General features: G+C 71.9%; 12 protein-coding genes. 3 read left to right on the forward strand and 9 right to left on the reverse strand.

Features of this window, described 5'->3' with window-relative positions; all coding sequences use genetic code 11:
- Window positions 1-49: 49 nt before the first annotated feature.
- Window positions 50-2,890, reverse strand: coding sequence for a leucine--tRNA ligase (gene leuS, locus AC5L30_RS14805; protein WP_494867822.1), 2,841 nt, complete (start codon window positions 2,888-2,890; stop codon window positions 50-52).
- 402 nt (window positions 2,891-3,292) lie between these two features.
- On the opposite strand from leuS, the gene AC5L30_RS14810 reads away from it, so the two are divergent.
- Genes AC5L30_RS14810 through AC5L30_RS14820 form a run of 3 tightly spaced genes read left to right on the forward strand, consistent with a single transcriptional unit; the run spans window position 3,293 to window position 8,133 of the window.
- On the forward strand, window positions 3,293-4,348 hold the full coding sequence (locus tag AC5L30_RS14810) for an AAA family ATPase (protein WP_355494220.1): 1,056 nt from the start codon (window positions 3,293-3,295) through the stop codon (window positions 4,346-4,348).
- A 1-nt stretch (window position 4,349) separates the two neighbouring features.
- A complete protein-coding gene (locus AC5L30_RS14815) occupies window positions 4,350-5,648 on the forward strand; it encodes a DUF58 domain-containing protein (protein WP_494867823.1) in 1,299 nt (432 codons plus the stop codon).
- A 16-nt stretch (window positions 5,649-5,664) separates the two neighbouring features.
- Window positions 5,665-8,133, forward strand: coding sequence for a transglutaminase TgpA family protein (locus AC5L30_RS14820; RefSeq protein ID WP_494867824.1), 2,469 nt, complete (start codon window positions 5,665-5,667; stop codon window positions 8,131-8,133).
- Between the two features lie 369 nt (window positions 8,134-8,502).
- Here the strand turns inward: AC5L30_RS14820 and AC5L30_RS14825 are convergent, their stop codons facing one another.
- From AC5L30_RS14825 to AC5L30_RS14860, 8 genes are all read right to left on the reverse strand, one after another.
- Window positions 8,503-8,901, reverse strand: a complete 399-nt coding sequence (locus AC5L30_RS14825; RefSeq protein ID WP_030334542.1) for an SCO2097 family morphological protein — start codon at window positions 8,899-8,901, stop codon at window positions 8,503-8,505.
- Window positions 8,902-9,017: 116 nt separating this feature from the next.
- Complete coding sequence (locus AC5L30_RS14830; RefSeq protein ID WP_494867826.1) at window positions 9,018-10,277, reverse strand: DNA polymerase IV; 1,260 nt, start codon at window positions 10,275-10,277, stop codon at window positions 9,018-9,020.
- Between the two features lie 62 nt (window positions 10,278-10,339).
- Window positions 10,340-11,509 carry an alkaline phosphatase family protein gene (locus AC5L30_RS14835; protein ID WP_494867828.1) on the reverse strand — a complete coding sequence of 390 codons (1,170 nt, stop codon included), beginning with the start codon at window positions 11,507-11,509 and terminating at the stop codon, window positions 10,340-10,342.
- Complete coding sequence (locus AC5L30_RS14840) at window positions 11,506-12,273, reverse strand: methyltransferase domain-containing protein (RefSeq protein ID WP_494867829.1); 768 nt, start codon at window positions 12,271-12,273, stop codon at window positions 11,506-11,508. Before AC5L30_RS14840 ends, AC5L30_RS14835 begins: the two co-directional genes overlap by 4 nt.
- Window positions 12,274-12,277: 4 nt before the next feature.
- Window positions 12,278-13,201 carry a carbohydrate ABC transporter permease gene (locus AC5L30_RS14845; protein ID WP_494867831.1) on the reverse strand — a complete coding sequence of 308 codons (924 nt, stop codon included), beginning with the start codon at window positions 13,199-13,201 and terminating at the stop codon, window positions 12,278-12,280.
- Window positions 13,198-13,374, reverse strand: a complete 177-nt coding sequence (locus tag AC5L30_RS14850) for a hypothetical protein (RefSeq protein WP_494867832.1) — start codon at window positions 13,372-13,374, stop codon at window positions 13,198-13,200. The genes AC5L30_RS14845 and AC5L30_RS14850 overlap by 4 nt, the downstream gene beginning before the upstream one ends.
- On the reverse strand, window positions 13,371-14,318 hold the full coding sequence (locus AC5L30_RS14855) for a carbohydrate ABC transporter permease (protein WP_091407653.1): 948 nt from the start codon (window positions 14,316-14,318) through the stop codon (window positions 13,371-13,373). The genes AC5L30_RS14850 and AC5L30_RS14855 overlap by 4 nt, the downstream gene beginning before the upstream one ends.
- Before the next feature lie 6 nt (window positions 14,319-14,324).
- Complete coding sequence (locus AC5L30_RS14860; protein ID WP_494867833.1) at window positions 14,325-15,677, reverse strand: extracellular solute-binding protein; 1,353 nt, start codon at window positions 15,675-15,677, stop codon at window positions 14,325-14,327.
- Window positions 15,678-15,681 lie beyond the last annotated feature (4 nt).

Genomic DNA, 15,681 nt, shown 5'->3' on the forward strand with positions numbered 1-15,681 from the left:
ACGCAAAGGACAACCGGCGACCGAAACTGCAAGATCGCGGAGGGGGGCGTCACGCGACGACCGAGACCATCCGGCCCTTGACCACGATGACCTTGCGGGGTTCCTTGCCGTCCAGGGTCGCCGCCACCGCGTCCAGGGCCGCCGCGCGGACGACCTCCTCCGAGGCGTCGGCGGGGACCTCGATGCGGCCACGGACCTTGCCGTTGACCTGCACCGGGTAGGTCACCGTGTCGGCCACCAGCAGCGCCGGGTCGGCGGTCGGGAAGTCCGAGTAGGTCAGCGAGGTGTCGTGGCCCAGCTTGCGCCACAGCTCCTCGGCCAGGTGCGGGGCGAACGGCGCCACCATCAGCACCAGCGGCTCGGCCACCTCGCGGGGCGTCGCCGACAGCCCGGTCAGGCCGTTGGTCAGCTGGATCAGCTTGGCGATCGCGGTGTTGAACCGGATGCCGTCCATGTCGGCACGGACCCCGTCGATCACCTTGTGCAGCAGCCGGCGGGTCGCCTCGTCGGCCGGGTCCTCGGTGATCCGCAGGGCGCCGGTCTGCTCGTCGACGACGGCCCGCCACACCCGCTGCAGGAACCGGTACGAGCCGACCACCGCCCGGGTCTCCCAGGGGCGGGAGACCTCCAGCGGGCCCATCGACATCTCGTACACCCGGAAGGTGTCCGCGCCGTAGGCGGCGCACATGTCGTCGGGGGTCACCACGTTCTTCAGCGACTTGCCCATCTTGCCGTACTCGCGGTTGACCGCCAGGTCACCCAGGTAGTAGGCGCCGTCGCGCTCGAAGACCTCCTCGGCCTGCACGTAGCTGCCGCGCGAGTCGGTGTACGCGTACGCCTGGATCATGCCCTGGTTGAACAGCTTGCGGAACGGCTCGAACGACGACACGTGCCCCAGGTCGAACAGCACCTTGTGCCAGAACCGCGCGTACAGCAGGTGCAGCACGGCGTGCTCGGCGCCACCGACGTACAGGTCGGTGCCCCCGCAGTCACCGTCGGCGCGCGGGCCCATCCAGTACCGCTCGTTCTCCGCGTCGACGAACCGCTCGCTGTTGGTCGGGTCCAGGTAGCGCAGCTCGTACCAGCAGGAGCCGGCCCACTGCGGCATCACGTTGGTTTCCCGGGTGTAGCGCTTCGGCCCGTCACCCAGGTCCAGTTCGACCTCGACCCAGTCGCGCCGCCGCGACAGCGGGGTCTCCGGGTTGCTGTTCGCGTCGTCGGCGTCGAACGTCTTCGGGGAGAAGTCGTCCACCTCCGGCAGCTCGACCGGCAGCATCTCCTCCGGCAGAGCGATGGCCGCGCCGGTCTCGTCGTAGACGATCGGGAACGGTTCGCCCCAGTACCGCTGCCGGGAGAACAGCCAGTCGCGCAGCCGGTAGGTCACCGCGCCGGTGCCGTGCCCGTTCGCCTCCAGCCAGGCGATGATCGCCGCCTTGGCGTCGGTGACCCCCAGGCCGTTCAGGTCCAGGCCGCGCTCGGGCGCGGCGCTGTTGATCGCCGGGCCGTCCCCGGTGTACGCCTTGCCGTCGAAGCCCTCCGACGGCTGCACGGTACGGACGATGGGCAGCTCGAAGACCTCGGCGAACGCCCAGTCCCGCTCGTCCTGCGCCGGCACCGCCATGATCGCGCCGGTGCCGTAGCCGGCCAGCACGTAGTCGGCGATGAAGATCGGGATCTGCCCACCGGTGACCGGGTTGGTGGCGTACGCGCCGATGAAGACGCCGGTCTTCTCCTTGGTGTCGGACTGCCGCTCGACGTCGGTCTTGGCGGCCGCCGCCTTGCGGTACGCCTCGACGGCCTCCCGGGGGCTGGCGTGCCCGCCGGTCCAGGCGTCCCTCGTGCCGTCCGGCCAGCTGACCGAGGCCAGCGTGTCGACCAGCTCGTGCTCGGGGGCCAGCACCATGTAGGTGGCGCCGAAGACGGTGTCCGGGCGGGTCGTGAACACCCGCACCGGCGCCGCCGAGGTCGGGAAGTCGATGTGGGCCCCGGTGGAGCGGCCGATCCAGTTGCGCTGCATCAGCTTGATCGGCTCGGGCCAGTCCAGGCTGTCCAGGTCGTCCAGCAGCCGGTCACCGTACGCGGTGATCCGCATCATCCACTGCTTCAGGTTGCGCTTGAAGACCGGGAAGTTGCCCCGCTCGGAACGGCCGTCGGCGGTGACCTCCTCGTTGGCCAGCACGGTGCCCAGCCCTGGGCACCAGTTCACCGGCGCCTGCGAGACGTACGCCAGGCGGTGGTCGTCGACGACCTGGCGGCGCTCGGCGACGCTCATCTCGGCCCAGGCGCGGCCGTCCGGGGTCGGCCGGTTACCGCCCTCGAACTCGGCGATCAGCTCCGCGATGGGACGGGCCCGGCCGGCGTCGCGGTCGTACCAGGAGTTGAAGATCTGCAGGAAGATCCACTGGGTCCAGCGGTAGAAGTCGGTGTCGATGGTGGCCACCGAACGGCGCTCGTCGTGCGCCAGCCCCAGCCGGCGCAGCTGCGCCTTGTACCGCTCGATGTTCGCGACCGTGGTGGTCCGGGGGTGGGTGCCGGTCTGCACCGCGTACTGCTCGGCGGGCAGGCCGAACGCGTCGAAACCCATCGCGTGCAGCACGTTGCGGCCGGCCATCCGCTGGTAGCGGGCGTAGCAGTCGGTGCCGATGTAGCCCAGCGGGTGGCCGACGTGCAGGCCCGCTCCGGAGGGGTACGGGAACATGTCCAGCACGTACAGCTTCTCCGCGCCGGCGCGCGGGTGGGTCGGGTCGGCCAGCGGGCCGGTCGGGTTCGGTGCGTGGAAGGTGCCCTCGCGCGCCCAGGTGTCCTGCCAACGAATCTCGATCTCGTCGGCCAGGGCCGCGGTGTACCGGAACGGGGGGATGTCGCCCGCCGGTGCGGCTGCCTCACTCATCGTCTCTCCTCGCTTCGCTTCGCTTCGTCTCGGCACCACCGGGCCGGGCCGGCGGCGGGCACAAAAAAGCCCCTCGCGCAGGAGGGGCCGCCGTGCTGTCGCTGCGTTCAGCGCATCAGCACGGCCCGGTAAGAAGCAGGAAGACTCCGGCCATGCCCGCAGTGTACCTCGCCCAGGGTTCGTCCTGCCGGCCCCCGCCACGGGTCGAACCCGTTCCCCCGAGCTGGCGAATATCGGTGCGTAACCGACGGACTACCTGCGGGGGTCGGCGATAACGACAAACATGGTTAGCCTGAGAGACTAGTGAGATTCCTGCGGCAAACGAGGCTCGACGTCGCGAACCCAACGGCGGGTCCAGGTGCTCTCTACAGAGCTGCCGTGACGGCGACGAGGAGGAGGCCCGTGACACAACAGACCTGGGACGAGGTGGGCGGCCTGTTGCCGCACGACGAGTTCCGCGCCGCCAGCGAGGCCATTGTGGCCAACATCGAGCAGGTCATCGAGGGTAAGACCGCCACCGTGCGGCTCGCCCTGGCCGTCCTGCTCGCCGAGGGTCACCTCCTGATCGAAGACGTCCCGGGTGTCGGCAAGACCAAGCTTGCCAAGGCCCTCGCGCGGTCCATCGACTGCACCGTGCGGCGGATCCAGTTCACCCCCGACCTGCTGCCCAGCGACGTCACCGGGGTCAGCGTCTACAACCAGGAGACGCACGACTTCGAGTTCCGTCCGGGTGCCGTGTTCGCCAACCTGGTGGTCGGCGACGAGATCAACCGGGCCTCGCCGAAGACCCAGTCGGCGTTGCTGGAGTGCATGGAGGAGCGGCAGGTCACCGTCGACGGGGTGACGTACCAGCTCCAGACCCCGTTCATGGTGATCGCCACCCAGAACCCGATCGAGATGGAGGGGACCTACCCGCTGCCGGAGGCGCAGCGCGACCGGTTCACCGCCCGCATCGCGATGGGTTACCCGGACTCCAACGCCGAGCTGGCCATGCTCGACGGGCACGGCGCCACCGACCCGCTGAACGAGCTGCGGGCGGTCTCCGACGCGGCCATCGTCCGGCAGCTGATCGCCACCGTCCGGCAGGTGCACGTCGCGGACGCGGTCAAGCAGTACGCGATCGACCTGGTCACCGCCACCCGCGAAGCCCCCGACCTGCGGCTCGGCGCGTCCCCCCGGGCGACCCTGCAACTGCTGCGCACCGCCCGGGCGGTCGCCGCCCTGGAGGGCCGCGACTACGTCCTCCCCGACGACCTGCAGGCCCTGGCGGTGCCGGTGCTCGCCCACCGGATCATCCCGACGGCCGACGCGCAGCTCGCCCGACGCACCACCGACGCGATCGTCTCCGAGCTGGTGCACCGCCTGCCATTGCCACACGACCGGCAGCGCAACCCGTACGACACCCGGCCCCCCGCCACCGGCAACGGTCGCGCACCCTACGAGCCGCGGAGGCCATGACGTGCGTGCCGGGCTACGCGGGCTGACCACCCGCGGGCGGTCCTTCCTCGCCGCTGCGGTCGCGGCGGCGATCTCGGCCGGCATCCTCGGCGAGAAGGACCTGCTCCGGGTGGCTGTGCTGTTGGCCATCCTGCCGTTGCTGGCCGCCGCCTACGTCGGGCGGAGCCGCTACAAGCTGGCCTGCAACCGTTCGCTGGACCCGCACCGGGTTCCGGTCGGCGCCAACTCCCGGGTGGTGCTGCGCCTACAGAACCTCTCCCGGCTGCCGACCGGCACCCTGCTCCTGGAGGACCGGCTGCCCTACGCGCTGGGCAGCCGGCCCCGGGTGGTGTTGGAGCGGCTCGGCGCGCACCAGGCCAGCTCCGTGGCGTACACGGTGCGGGCCGACGTGCGGGGCCGCTACGACGTGGGCCCGCTGGTCGTCCGGATGACCGACCCGTTCGGCCTCTGTGAGCTCACCCGGTCCTTCCCCAGCACCGACCACCTGACGGTCATCCCGCAGGTCACCCCGCTGCCGTCGGTCCGGCTTCCCGGGGAGTACGCGGGCAGCGGCGACAGCCGGGCCCGCTCGGTGGCGGTGCACGGTGAGGACGACGCGGCGACCCGGGAGTACCGGCGCGGCGACGACCTGCGCCGGGTGCACTGGAAGTCCACCGCCCGCACCGGCGAGCTGATGGTGCGCCGCGAGGAGCAGCCGTGGGAGAGCCGGGCCACCGTCGTCCTGGACACCCGGGCCTACGGCCACCGCGGCGAGGGCCCGACGGCCAGTTTCGAGTGGTCGGTCTCGGCCGCCGCGAGCATCGCCGTCCACCTGCGGCAGGCCGGTTACAAGTTACGCCTGGTCACTGGCTCGGGGGCGGATGTGGACGCCTCGGAGGCCGGCGGGGACGGGGCGCTGCTCGACCACCTCGCGGAGGTGCGACTGGATCAGCGCGCCGAGGTCACCGGCCTCGTGCAGCGGGTCCGCCAACGCGCCGACGGCGGTCTGATCATCGGCCTGTTCGGCACGGTGAGCGTGGCCGAGGCGGAGCTGCTGGCCGGGCTGCGCGGCAACGGCGCCACCTGCGTCGGCTTCCTCCTGAACAGCTCCACCTGGCTCAGCCTGCCCGAGAAGGCCCGGGCCGAGGCGGAGCACGCCCACGCCGCCGCCGTCCTCGCCATGCTGCAGAGTGGCTGGCGGGTGGTCGGCGTCGACCATGGCGGCCGACTACCGGCGCTGTGGCCGCAGGCCGGTCGGGGGGCCCAGGGGTTCGCCCTGCGGGCCGCGCTGGCCGAGACCGTCGCCGGCGGTGTGCGATGAACGGAAGGCGCCCATCATGATCAGCAGTCGGAACATCGGCGTGGTCGCGGCCGCGGCCACGCTGCTGGCCGCCGCGCCGCTGTCGGCCATCTTCCAGGGCTGGACGTGGTTGATCGAGTCCATCATCGCGGTCGCCGTGGTGGCCGGGGTGGCCGCGCTGACCCGACTCGCCCGGGCACCGCTGTGGGGTCAGGTGCTGGGCATGCTGGCCGGCCTGATGCTCGCCCTGACCTGGTTGTTCCCCAGCGGCGAGGAGCTGCTCGCGATCCTGCCCACCCCGGGCACGGTCGCGTACTTCGGCGACCTGCTCGCCGGCTCCATGCAGGACATGCGCTCGTACGGGGTCGAGGTCCCGGACACCGACCCACTGCTGTTCATCGCCGTGCTCGGCGTCGGCGGGGTCGCCATCCTGGTGGACCTCCTGGCCGTGGGGCTGCGCCGGCCGGCACTGGCGGGGCTGCCGATGCTTGCCATCTACTCGGTGCCGGTCGCCGTCTACGTGGACAGCGTCCCCGCGGTGCCGTTCGTGGTGGGGGCCGCTGGTTACCTCTGGCTGCTGGTCACCGACAACGTCGACCGGGTACGCCGCTTCGGCCGCCGGTTCACCGGTGACGGCCGCGACGTCGACGTGTGGGAGGCCTCCCCGCCGGCCGCCGGCCGCCGGCTCGCGGCGGTCGGGGTGGCCCTGGCGGTGGCGCTGCCGCTGGCGGTGCCCGGGATGACCGGCGGGCTGCTCGACTCGCTCAGCCGGGGGCCGGGCAACGGCGGCGGCAACGGGTCCGGCTCGGGCGGCACGTCGGGTCGGATCGACCTGTTCGCCTCACTCGCCGGCCAGCTCAACCAGTCCCAGGTGGCCGACCTGGTCAAGGTGACCACGTCCGAGCCGAACCCGTTCTACCTGCGCTACGCGGTCGCCGACGAGCTGCGCCCCGCTGGCTTCCAGGCGCGCAACCCCAGCGGCCGGTCGGTCAACCGGGACCTGCCGAACCCGGCCGACCGGGCCGGTCGAGGCGTGCAGCAGACCACCTACCAGGCGACCGTCGAGGTCACCAAGAGCCTGAGCATGTCGCTGATGCCGGTGTACGCCGAGCCGACCCGCACCGACGACCTCAGCGACAACTGGCTTTACGACACCAACCAGCAGGTCGTCTTCTCCAACCGGGAGAACTCCCGGGGTCGGAAGTACTCCTTCGACTACGTCCGCTCGACCTTCACGCCGGCGGCGTTGCGGGCCGCGCAGTCACTGCCCACCGACCACCCCGTACGCCGACAGATGACCGCCACCCCCGGGCCGGTGCCCGAGGTGGAGGAGCTGGTCAAGGGGCTGATCCAGGGCAAGCGCACGGACTACGACCGGGTGCTGGGGATCTACCAGCACTTCTCGGCGGACAACGGCTTCAGGTACCAGTTGAGCACCGAGAGCGGCAGCAGCGGTCAGGACATCGTCAACTTCCTGACCAACAAGGTCGGCTACTGCCAGCAGTACGCCGCCGCGATGGCCTGGCTGGTCCGCTCGGCCGGCATCCCGGCCCGGGTGGCGTTCGGGTTCACCAACGGCAGCAAGCGCGACGGTGACACCTTCACGCTGACCAACCTCAACCTGCACGCCTGGACCGAGGTCTACTTCGACGGGGCCGGTTGGGTGCCGTTCGACGCCACCCCGGCGTACGGGGTGCCCGGCTCCACCCGGTCGGCCTGGGCACCGGACACTGACGCGCCGGAGCCGACCAGCCCGGACACCGGCGTCACCGACACCCCGACGGGGCCGGAAGCCTCGGCCGGGCCGGCCGGGCCGGACAACGCCGACCGGGACGCCGACGAGGGGCTGGCTCTCGGCGGGACGACGCCGAACGAGCAGCCGCCGGTCTGGCCCTGGTGGGCGGCGGGCCTGGTGGCCCTGCTGGTGCTGCTCGCGGTGCCCGCACTGCGCCGGATGGCTCTGCGCCGCCGACGGGGTGGCGGCGCGGTGAGCGGGGCGATGGCCGCCGCCAGGGTCGACGGGAACAGCGAGCCGGGGACGCGACCGGTGGTGGTCGGCGTGGACGCCAGCCGGGCCCGCGCGGACGCGCACGCCGCCTGGGCGGAGCTGCTCGACACGCTGGTGGACTTCCGGGTCCCGGTCGATCCGACCGAGACGCCCCGGGCGACCGCGGACCGACTGGTCCGGGACGCCCTCGACGACGACGACGCGATCGGTTCGGCGCGGCTGCTCGGCCGGGCGGAGGAGCGGGCCCGCTACGCGCGCGATCCACTGACCGGTGAGCGGTTGCTGCCGGCGCTACGCGCGGTCCGTGGGGCGCTCGCCGCGCGGGCCGACCGACGGACCCGGCTGCTCGCCGCGGTGCTGCCGCCCTCAGTGCTGCTGCGGTGGCGCACCGGCCTGGCGGACAGGTCCGGCCGGATGGTGGCGCTCACCGGGCTCGCCCGGTACCGACTGCTGCGGTGGAACCCTCGACGACTGCTGGCCGACCGGGCAACTCGCTGACCGAAACCCGCTCGGCCACTGCACCACCCATGATCACTCGATGACCGGTAGTCGCCGACAGCTTCTGGCGACTGCTCACCATCAAGTGATCATGGGTGGCAACGCCGGGCCGGGCCACACCGGGCCGGGCCGGGCCGGGCCGGGCCGGGCCGGGCCGGGCATGGAGCGGCGGCTCAACGACCACCCAAGATCGCGCTTGATCCAGGAAAAAGGTCCCTGGCGCACGATGCCACTACATCCAGGATCGAGCACGATCATGCGGAGAGTGGGCAGCCGGGGAAGGGCGCGCGGATACGACGGAGGTCGCCGGGGGCTGTGCCCGGCGACCGCTCGTCGCGGCGTACGGCCCGCCTCAGCGGCGGGACCGGCTCAGCGGTGCCCCTCCGGGCGCTGCCGCCACCTGTCCTCCATGCGGTCCAGGATTGACGACCGGCGACCGGATCGGCCACCGCGGGGACGACGACGACTCGTCGTGCCGCCCACCACGTGCAGGTCGGGTGACTGCGCCCGCCGGTGCGACTGCACCGCGAACGCGGCCGACGCCAGCATGACGACGAAGCCCGCCACCGCCAGTGGTGGAGTCTTGATCACCGCGCCATAGACCAGTAGAGCCAAGCCAGCGATGATGACGCCGGCGGCGACGAGCAGGCGACGCCGCGCATGGAAGCGCGGATCGCTGGCGCGCACGGCCGAGGCGAATTTGGGGTCCTCGGCAAGCGACCGCTCGATCTGCTCGAACAGCCGCTGCTCGTGCTCCGAGAGCGGCACGGCACTCCTCCCCGGTCACGTTGGTCGGGCCCACTCGGGCCGACAGACCGTGGCAGCCAACCGGCTGCTTACCCGCAAGTCTACGAGGGGGGTCGCGCGTCGGAAAGCGGGACGACCTATGGGCGGGGTGGATTTTCGTTTCGACGGGCATCACGGTCGCCCATCAGACTGGCCGGACCTATGACGGACCGCCCGAAACGGGCAGCGGCGGCGTCCGCGACAGCTTCCGCCTCGCGCCAGCCACGCTCGGGCGCGCCGAGGGTGAGTTGCCGGGGAGCACCCTGCGCCGGGGCGAGGCCCTCCACCCGGACACCGACGAGTCGGATCCGCTCACCCGGGTCCAACGCGGTGTAGAGCGCCCAGACCGTGTCGAACATCTCGCGGGCGGTGTCGGTGGGAACGTCGAGGGTGCGAGATCGGCTGACGGTGCGGAAGTCGGCCAGCCGGACCTTGAGGGACACGGTGCGCCCGACCTGCCCGGCGCCGCGCAACCGGACGCCGACCTTCGCGCTGAGCGCGAGCAACGCACGGCGGATCTCCAGTGGGTCGGCCACGTCGACGTCGAAGGTCACCTCGGCGCCGATCGACTTGTCGACGTGCTCGGGGCTGACCCCGCGCGGGTCGCGTCCCCAGGCCAACTCGTGCAGGTGGGACGCCGAGGCGGCACCGACGGCTCGGCGGAGCATGGCCACCGGCGCCTCGGCGAGGTCGCCGACGGTGGTCAGGCCGAGCCGGCGCAGCGCCTCGGCGGCGCGCTCCCCCACCCCCCAGAGGGCGTCCACGGGCAGCGGGTGCAGAAAATCGAGGACCTGCCCCGGGGGCACGACCAGCAGGCCGTCCGGCTTGGCCCGGGTGGAACCCAGCTTGGCCACGAACTTGGTGGGCGCCACCCCGACCGAGCAGGTCAGCGCCTGCTCGTCGGCGACCCGGCGACGGATCAGCCGGGCGATGGTGGCCGGGGAGCCGAAGAGCCGACGGGCGCCGGTCACGTCGAGGAACGCCTCGTCGAGGGAGAGCGGCTCGACCAGCGGCGTGACGTCCCGGAAGATCTGCATGACGGCTCGCGAGGCAGCCGTGTAGGCGGGGAAATCCGGTGGCAGGTAGACCGCGTGGGGGCAGCGGGCCCGGGCCTGACTGGTCGGCATCGCGCTGCGGACGCCGTACCGGCGGGCCTCGTAGCTGGCCGAACTGACCACCCCGCGCGGGCCGACGCCGCCGACGATCACCGGCCGGCCGCGCAGCTCGGGGCGGCGGCGCACCTCGACGGCGGCGAAGAAGGCGTCCATGTCGACGTGCAGGATCGGGCTGGCGGAGTCGTCGGCGTCCGGCCCGAAGCGCGGATCGTCGCCCCGGGGCAACGACTGGCTGCGGCCCATCCCGGCAGGTTAACCCGGGGGTACGACACCACCATCGGCCGGCGGGCCGAACCGTCCCCGGGTCAGCCCCGGACGACCAGCAGCGGCACGGTCAGCTCGGCGGCGGTGTCCGACCCGTGGTAGGCCACCAACTTCGACGCCATCGGCCGCTCGGTGCGACTGGCCATGACCGCGTACGTGTCGTTGCAGGTCACCACCACGTCGCCGATCCGGCCCAGGTGCTCCTCGGGCACCGGCCCGAACCAGCCGGTGGCCACCACCTCGTCGCGGGTGCGTACCCGGGCCGTGGCACCGAGCACCTCCGACCAGGCGGCCCGCACGTCGTCGACCGCGCCCGGCTCGACGTGCAGGTAGCGCACCCGGGCCTCGCCGGCCACCAGCCGCACGCCGGCCCGCAGTCGCGGGTCGGTGTCCAGGTCGAAGCGGTGCGCGGCGGGAATGTCGAGCTGCCCGTGGTCGGCGGTCACCAGCAGCGCCGCATCCGGCGGCAGCCCGTCGACCAGTCGGGCGACCAGGGCGTCCACCTCGGTGGCCGCGACCCGCCAGGGTGCCGAGTCGACGCCGCTGACGTGGCCGTACCGGTCCAGGTCGGCGTGGTAGCCGGAGACCAGGGTGGGCCCGGTGCCGGCGGCCAGCGCGGCCAGCATGGCGGTGGCCACCGCGTCCCCGCCGGCGGCGCCCCGGAAGTCGCCACCCCGATTGGCGGCGAGGGTCAACCCACTGCCGCCGAACTCCGGCCGACTCACCACGGTCGTCGTCACCCCGGCGGAGCGGGCCCGCTCCAACTGGGTGGGCACCGGCTGCCAGCGCAGCGGCGACGGATCGGCGGCCCAGTCGGTGTGGGTGAGCACCCGATCGGTGCCGGGCACCCGCACGGTGAAGCCGAGCACCCCGTGCGCGCCCGGCGCGACACCGGTGCCCAGCGACACCAGGCTGGTCGGGGTGGTGGACGGAAAACCGGCGATGAGCGGCCGGGCCGTCGTCGCGGCGAGCCCGGCGAGGGTCGGCGCGTACGGTGCCGCGGTCGGCAACTGGTACCAGCCGAGCCCGTCGACCAGCAGCACGGCGATCCGGCGCACCCCGGCCAGCGCGGGCCCGAGCCCGAGCGGGTCGGTCGAGCCGGCCACGCCCAGCACGGCCAGCGCGCTGGGCAGCACGTCGGCGAGCCGGCCGCCGCCGTGATCCGGCCCGAGGATCTCCAGCGCCGGCCCGCCACCGGCCTCGGCGATCATGCCGGCCGGCGGGCGAACAGGTGCAGTTGGGCGGCCAGGTCCCGGTACGGCGGTTGGGCGGCCAGCGCACGTTCCAGCTCGACCAGGCCGGCGGACTGCCCGTCGGCGACCGCGGCCGGCAGCAGGTCGGCCAGCACGCGTACCCCGTGGATCTCCTCAACCACCAGGCCGGCGGCGCCGAGCAGCGCGGCGGCGCCGGCGGCGTCGTAGCGTCGGCGCAGCGTGTCCCGCGGCCCCGCGGTGCCCGCCGGGTCGGTGGCCAGCGCGGCCGCGACGTCCAGGTGGCCGTTCATCGCGCGGCCCAGCACGGCGGCGGCCCGGCCGGCCACCAGCACACTGGCCGCGCCACCCGGCCGCAGCGCGGTGGCCAGCGCGGCCACCACCGGCGTCGGGTCGTCGACCACCTCCAGGACGGCGTGGCAGAGCACCAGGTCGACGCCGGCCGGCTCGACCAGCCCGGCGAGGGCGTCACCGTCGCCCTGCACGGCGGCGATCCGGTCGGCCACCCCGGCCTCGGCGGCGCGACGGGTGAGCGCGGCGAGCGCGTCGGGGCTGGCGTCGACGACGGTGACCCGGTGCCCGGCGCGGGCCAGCGGAACGGCGAAACCGCCGGTGCCGCCACCCACGTCCAGCACGGTGAGCTCGGCGTCGCCGCGCCGGTCCAGCTCGGCGCGGAGCACCGACCAGATCACGGCGGTGCGGGGTGTCAGCGGCGGCTCGGCGAACCGGCCTCGGGTCTGCTCCACCCGGTCGAGCCTAGTCAACCGGTCAGCCCTTGCGGCCGGTGGTGGCGATGCCTTCGACGAAGTGCCGCTGTGCCAGGAAGAACAGAATGATCATCGGGATGGTGGCCAGCACGCTGCCGGCGAGCACGATCTCCCACTGTTGCTCGCCGCCGTAACCGAACCGGTCCAGCACCACCTTCAGACCGCGCGGCAGGGTGTACAGCTGCTCGTTGCGCAGGTAGATGAGCGGCTTGAGCAGATCCGTCCAGCTGGCCTTGAACTCGAAGACGAAGGCGACCAGCAGCGCCGGCCGGATCAGCGGAAAGGCCAGCTTCCAGAACAGCTGCGGGTAGCTCGCCCCGTCCATCCGGGCGGCCTCGAAGTATTCCCGGGGCAGCGAGAGCAGGAACTGCCGCAGCAGGAAGATGTAGAACGCCGAGCCGAACAGGTTGCCGGCCCAGAGCGGCACCTGAGTGTCGGTCAGCCCCAGCTTCGACCAGATCAGATACGTCGGGATCATGGTGACCGCGAACGGCAGCATCATGGTCGCCAGCACCAGCCCGAAGAGCAGGTTGCGGCCGGGGAACCGGAAGTAGGCGAAACCGAACGCCACCCAGGCGCTGGAGAGGGTCACCGCGACGGCGGCGGCCACCCCGACCAGCACACTGTTGCCGAACCAGGTCAGCAGCGGCACGGCCCGCCACGCCTCGGCGTAGTTCTCCGGGGCGAACGGGGTGGGCAGAAAGCCGGGAGCGAAGACGTACTCGCGGGGGCGTAACGAGGCGCTGACCAGCCAGACGAACGGCAGCGTGAAGAGCACGGCGGCGCCGACCAGCGCCGCCACGAACAACACCCGATGCCAGATCGGCCGGCGGGCCGGCTCGGCGGGCGGGCGGCGCGCCGCCGACCGGCCCGGCTGGAGGCCGGGTACCGGTGCGGCGGCGCCCCGTTCGACGGCGGTCGTCACGACTGTTCCCCGGCCGCTGGATCATCCTCCGCCCGGGACCGTCGGGCGTTGGCCACCGGACCATCGGTGATCTGGTACTCGCGCGGCTCGAGGTGCTGCTCGGGCACCCAACCGTTGGTCAGTCGGGTCCGTCGCGCGTTGGCCACGCCGTTGTGGCCCATCATGCCCGTCACTTGTCTTCTCCCTCGTAGTACACGAATCGGTTGCTGAGTTTCACCTGTATCAGAGTGATGATCAAGATGATCACGAAAAGTAGCCAGGCCATCGCCGAGGCGAAGCCCATGTGCAGGAACTGGAACGCCTCCTGGAACAGGTGGATGACGTAGAAACTGGCCGCGTCGCTGTTGAACGTGTTCTGCGTCTCCCGGTTACCGAAGTACATGGTGTAGACCTCGGTGAACATCTGCAGCGACGCGATCGTGTTGACGATCAACGTGAAGAACAGCGCGCCCGAGATCATCGGCAGGGTGACCGAACGGAACCGGGCCCAGGGGCCGGCGCCGTCGATGGCCGCCGCCTCGTACAGGTCGCGGGGCACGTTCTGCAACGCGGCCAGATAGATGATCACAGTGGAGCCGAGGCTCCACAGGCTCATCAGGATGATGCCGGGCATCACCCAGTGCGGGTCGGTGGTCCAACTCGGACCCGCGATCCCGACCAGGCCGAGGGCGCGGTTGATCAGGCCGTCCTGAGTGTTGAGCAGCAGCAGGAACAGGATCCCGACCGCCACCGCCGGAGTCATCACCGGCAGGTAGAAGACGGTCCGGAAAAAGCCCTGCAACCGGCCGACCCGCTTGAGCAGCAGCGCCAGCCCCAGCGAGATGAGCATCACCAGCGGGACGTGCAGCGCCGTGTAGTAGACCGTGTTGCCGAGACTGCGGGCCACCGCCGGGTCGCTCATCAACTGCCGGTAGTTGTCCAGCCCGGTGTACTCCGGTGGGTTGATCACGTCGTACTCGGTGAAGCTCAACCAGAGGCTGGCCAGCATCGGCCCGGCGTAGAAGATCAGAAACCCGATGATCCAGGGCGCCAGGAAGAGGTACGCCCAGCGGGCCTCCCGCCGGGCCAGCGGCGTACGGTGCCGCCGGCCCGGGACGGGAGGGGTGACGGTGGCCATCGTGAACTACTTCGCGGCCTGGTCGAGCGCCGCGGTGGCCTCCCGCTGGGCTCGCTGCAACGCCTGCGCCGGCTGTTCCTGGCCGGCCAGCACCCGGTTCACCGCGTCGTAGTACGCCTTGTCGAACTCGGCGCCGGCCGGCGAGGCGGGCAGCGCGAACGCGGCGTCCTGCACCGAACGGATGGTCGCCACCGCGTCGTCGAAACGCTTGTTGCCGGTCGGCTGGTACAGCTCGTCGAAGATCTTCTTGTCGGCCTCGGCGTTGGCGGTGTAGACGCCGGTGAACGGCTGGCCGGCGGCCTTGCGGGCATCGACCCGGGCCTTCGCGGCGGCCAGCCAGGTGTCGGTGGCGGTCATCTGCTTGACGAACGCGCACGCGGCGTCCGGGTTCTTCGCGCCCTTGGTGATCACCCATGCCTGGCCGGCGGACTGGGTCAGCGGCTTGCCCTGCCGGTCCACGAACGGCCTGACCACCAGCTCGGCGGTCGGGGAGTTCTTGGCGGCCTGGTTGAGGAACCACTCCTCCATGGGCCACGCCACGATCTGGTTCTTCGACAGCGGGTTCTGGGCACCGAAGAAGTCGAAGGTGTCCCGGAACGACTTGAAGGTGCCCCAGCCACCCTGCTGCTGGATCAGGTTGACCCCGGTGGTCAACGCCTCGATCACCTTGGGATCGTCCAGCTTGGCGGCGCGACCGTCGGCGGAGAGCATGTCGACGCCGTTGGCCTTGGCCCACATCGGCAGGAACTCGGGGATCTTCGGGTCGATGCCGATCCGGGCGAGCCGACCACCGGAGACCGAGGCCAGCTTGGCGTTGAGCGCGGGCAGCGCGGCCCAGTCGGCCAGGTTCACCTGGTCGGCGGTCAGTCCGGCCTTCTTGAGCAGCCCCTCGTTGAGGTAGACCACCCGGACGGTGGAGAACTCCGGAATGCCGTAGACGGTGCCGTCCAGGGTGACCTGCTCACGGGCGGCGGGCCGGTACTGCGCCAGGTCGATGTCCTGCTTGTCGACGCACTGGGTCAGCGGCTGGATGGCGCCCCGCTTGGCGTAGGTGCCGATCAGCTTGCGGTCCATGTAGACCAGGTCCGGCGGGTTTCCGGAGGCGACCGCGGAGAGGAACTGCTGCTCGTCGAAGGCACCCTCGGTGACCTTCAGCTCGACGTCCGGGTGGTCCCGTTTGAACGCGTCGATCCGGGTGGTGGCGATCTCGTCGGAGAAGCCGAAACCCATGGTGCTGAGCGCGCCCTTGGTGGCGGTGCCGCCGCCGCCCTCGTCGTTGCCGCCGCCGACTCCTCCACAGCCGGTGAGTGCCAGGGTGAGCACCCCGGCGAACGCGGTCGCCCGCAGCTTCCGTGACATGAGC

The organism is Micromonospora sp. BQ32 (assembly GCF_059358895.1).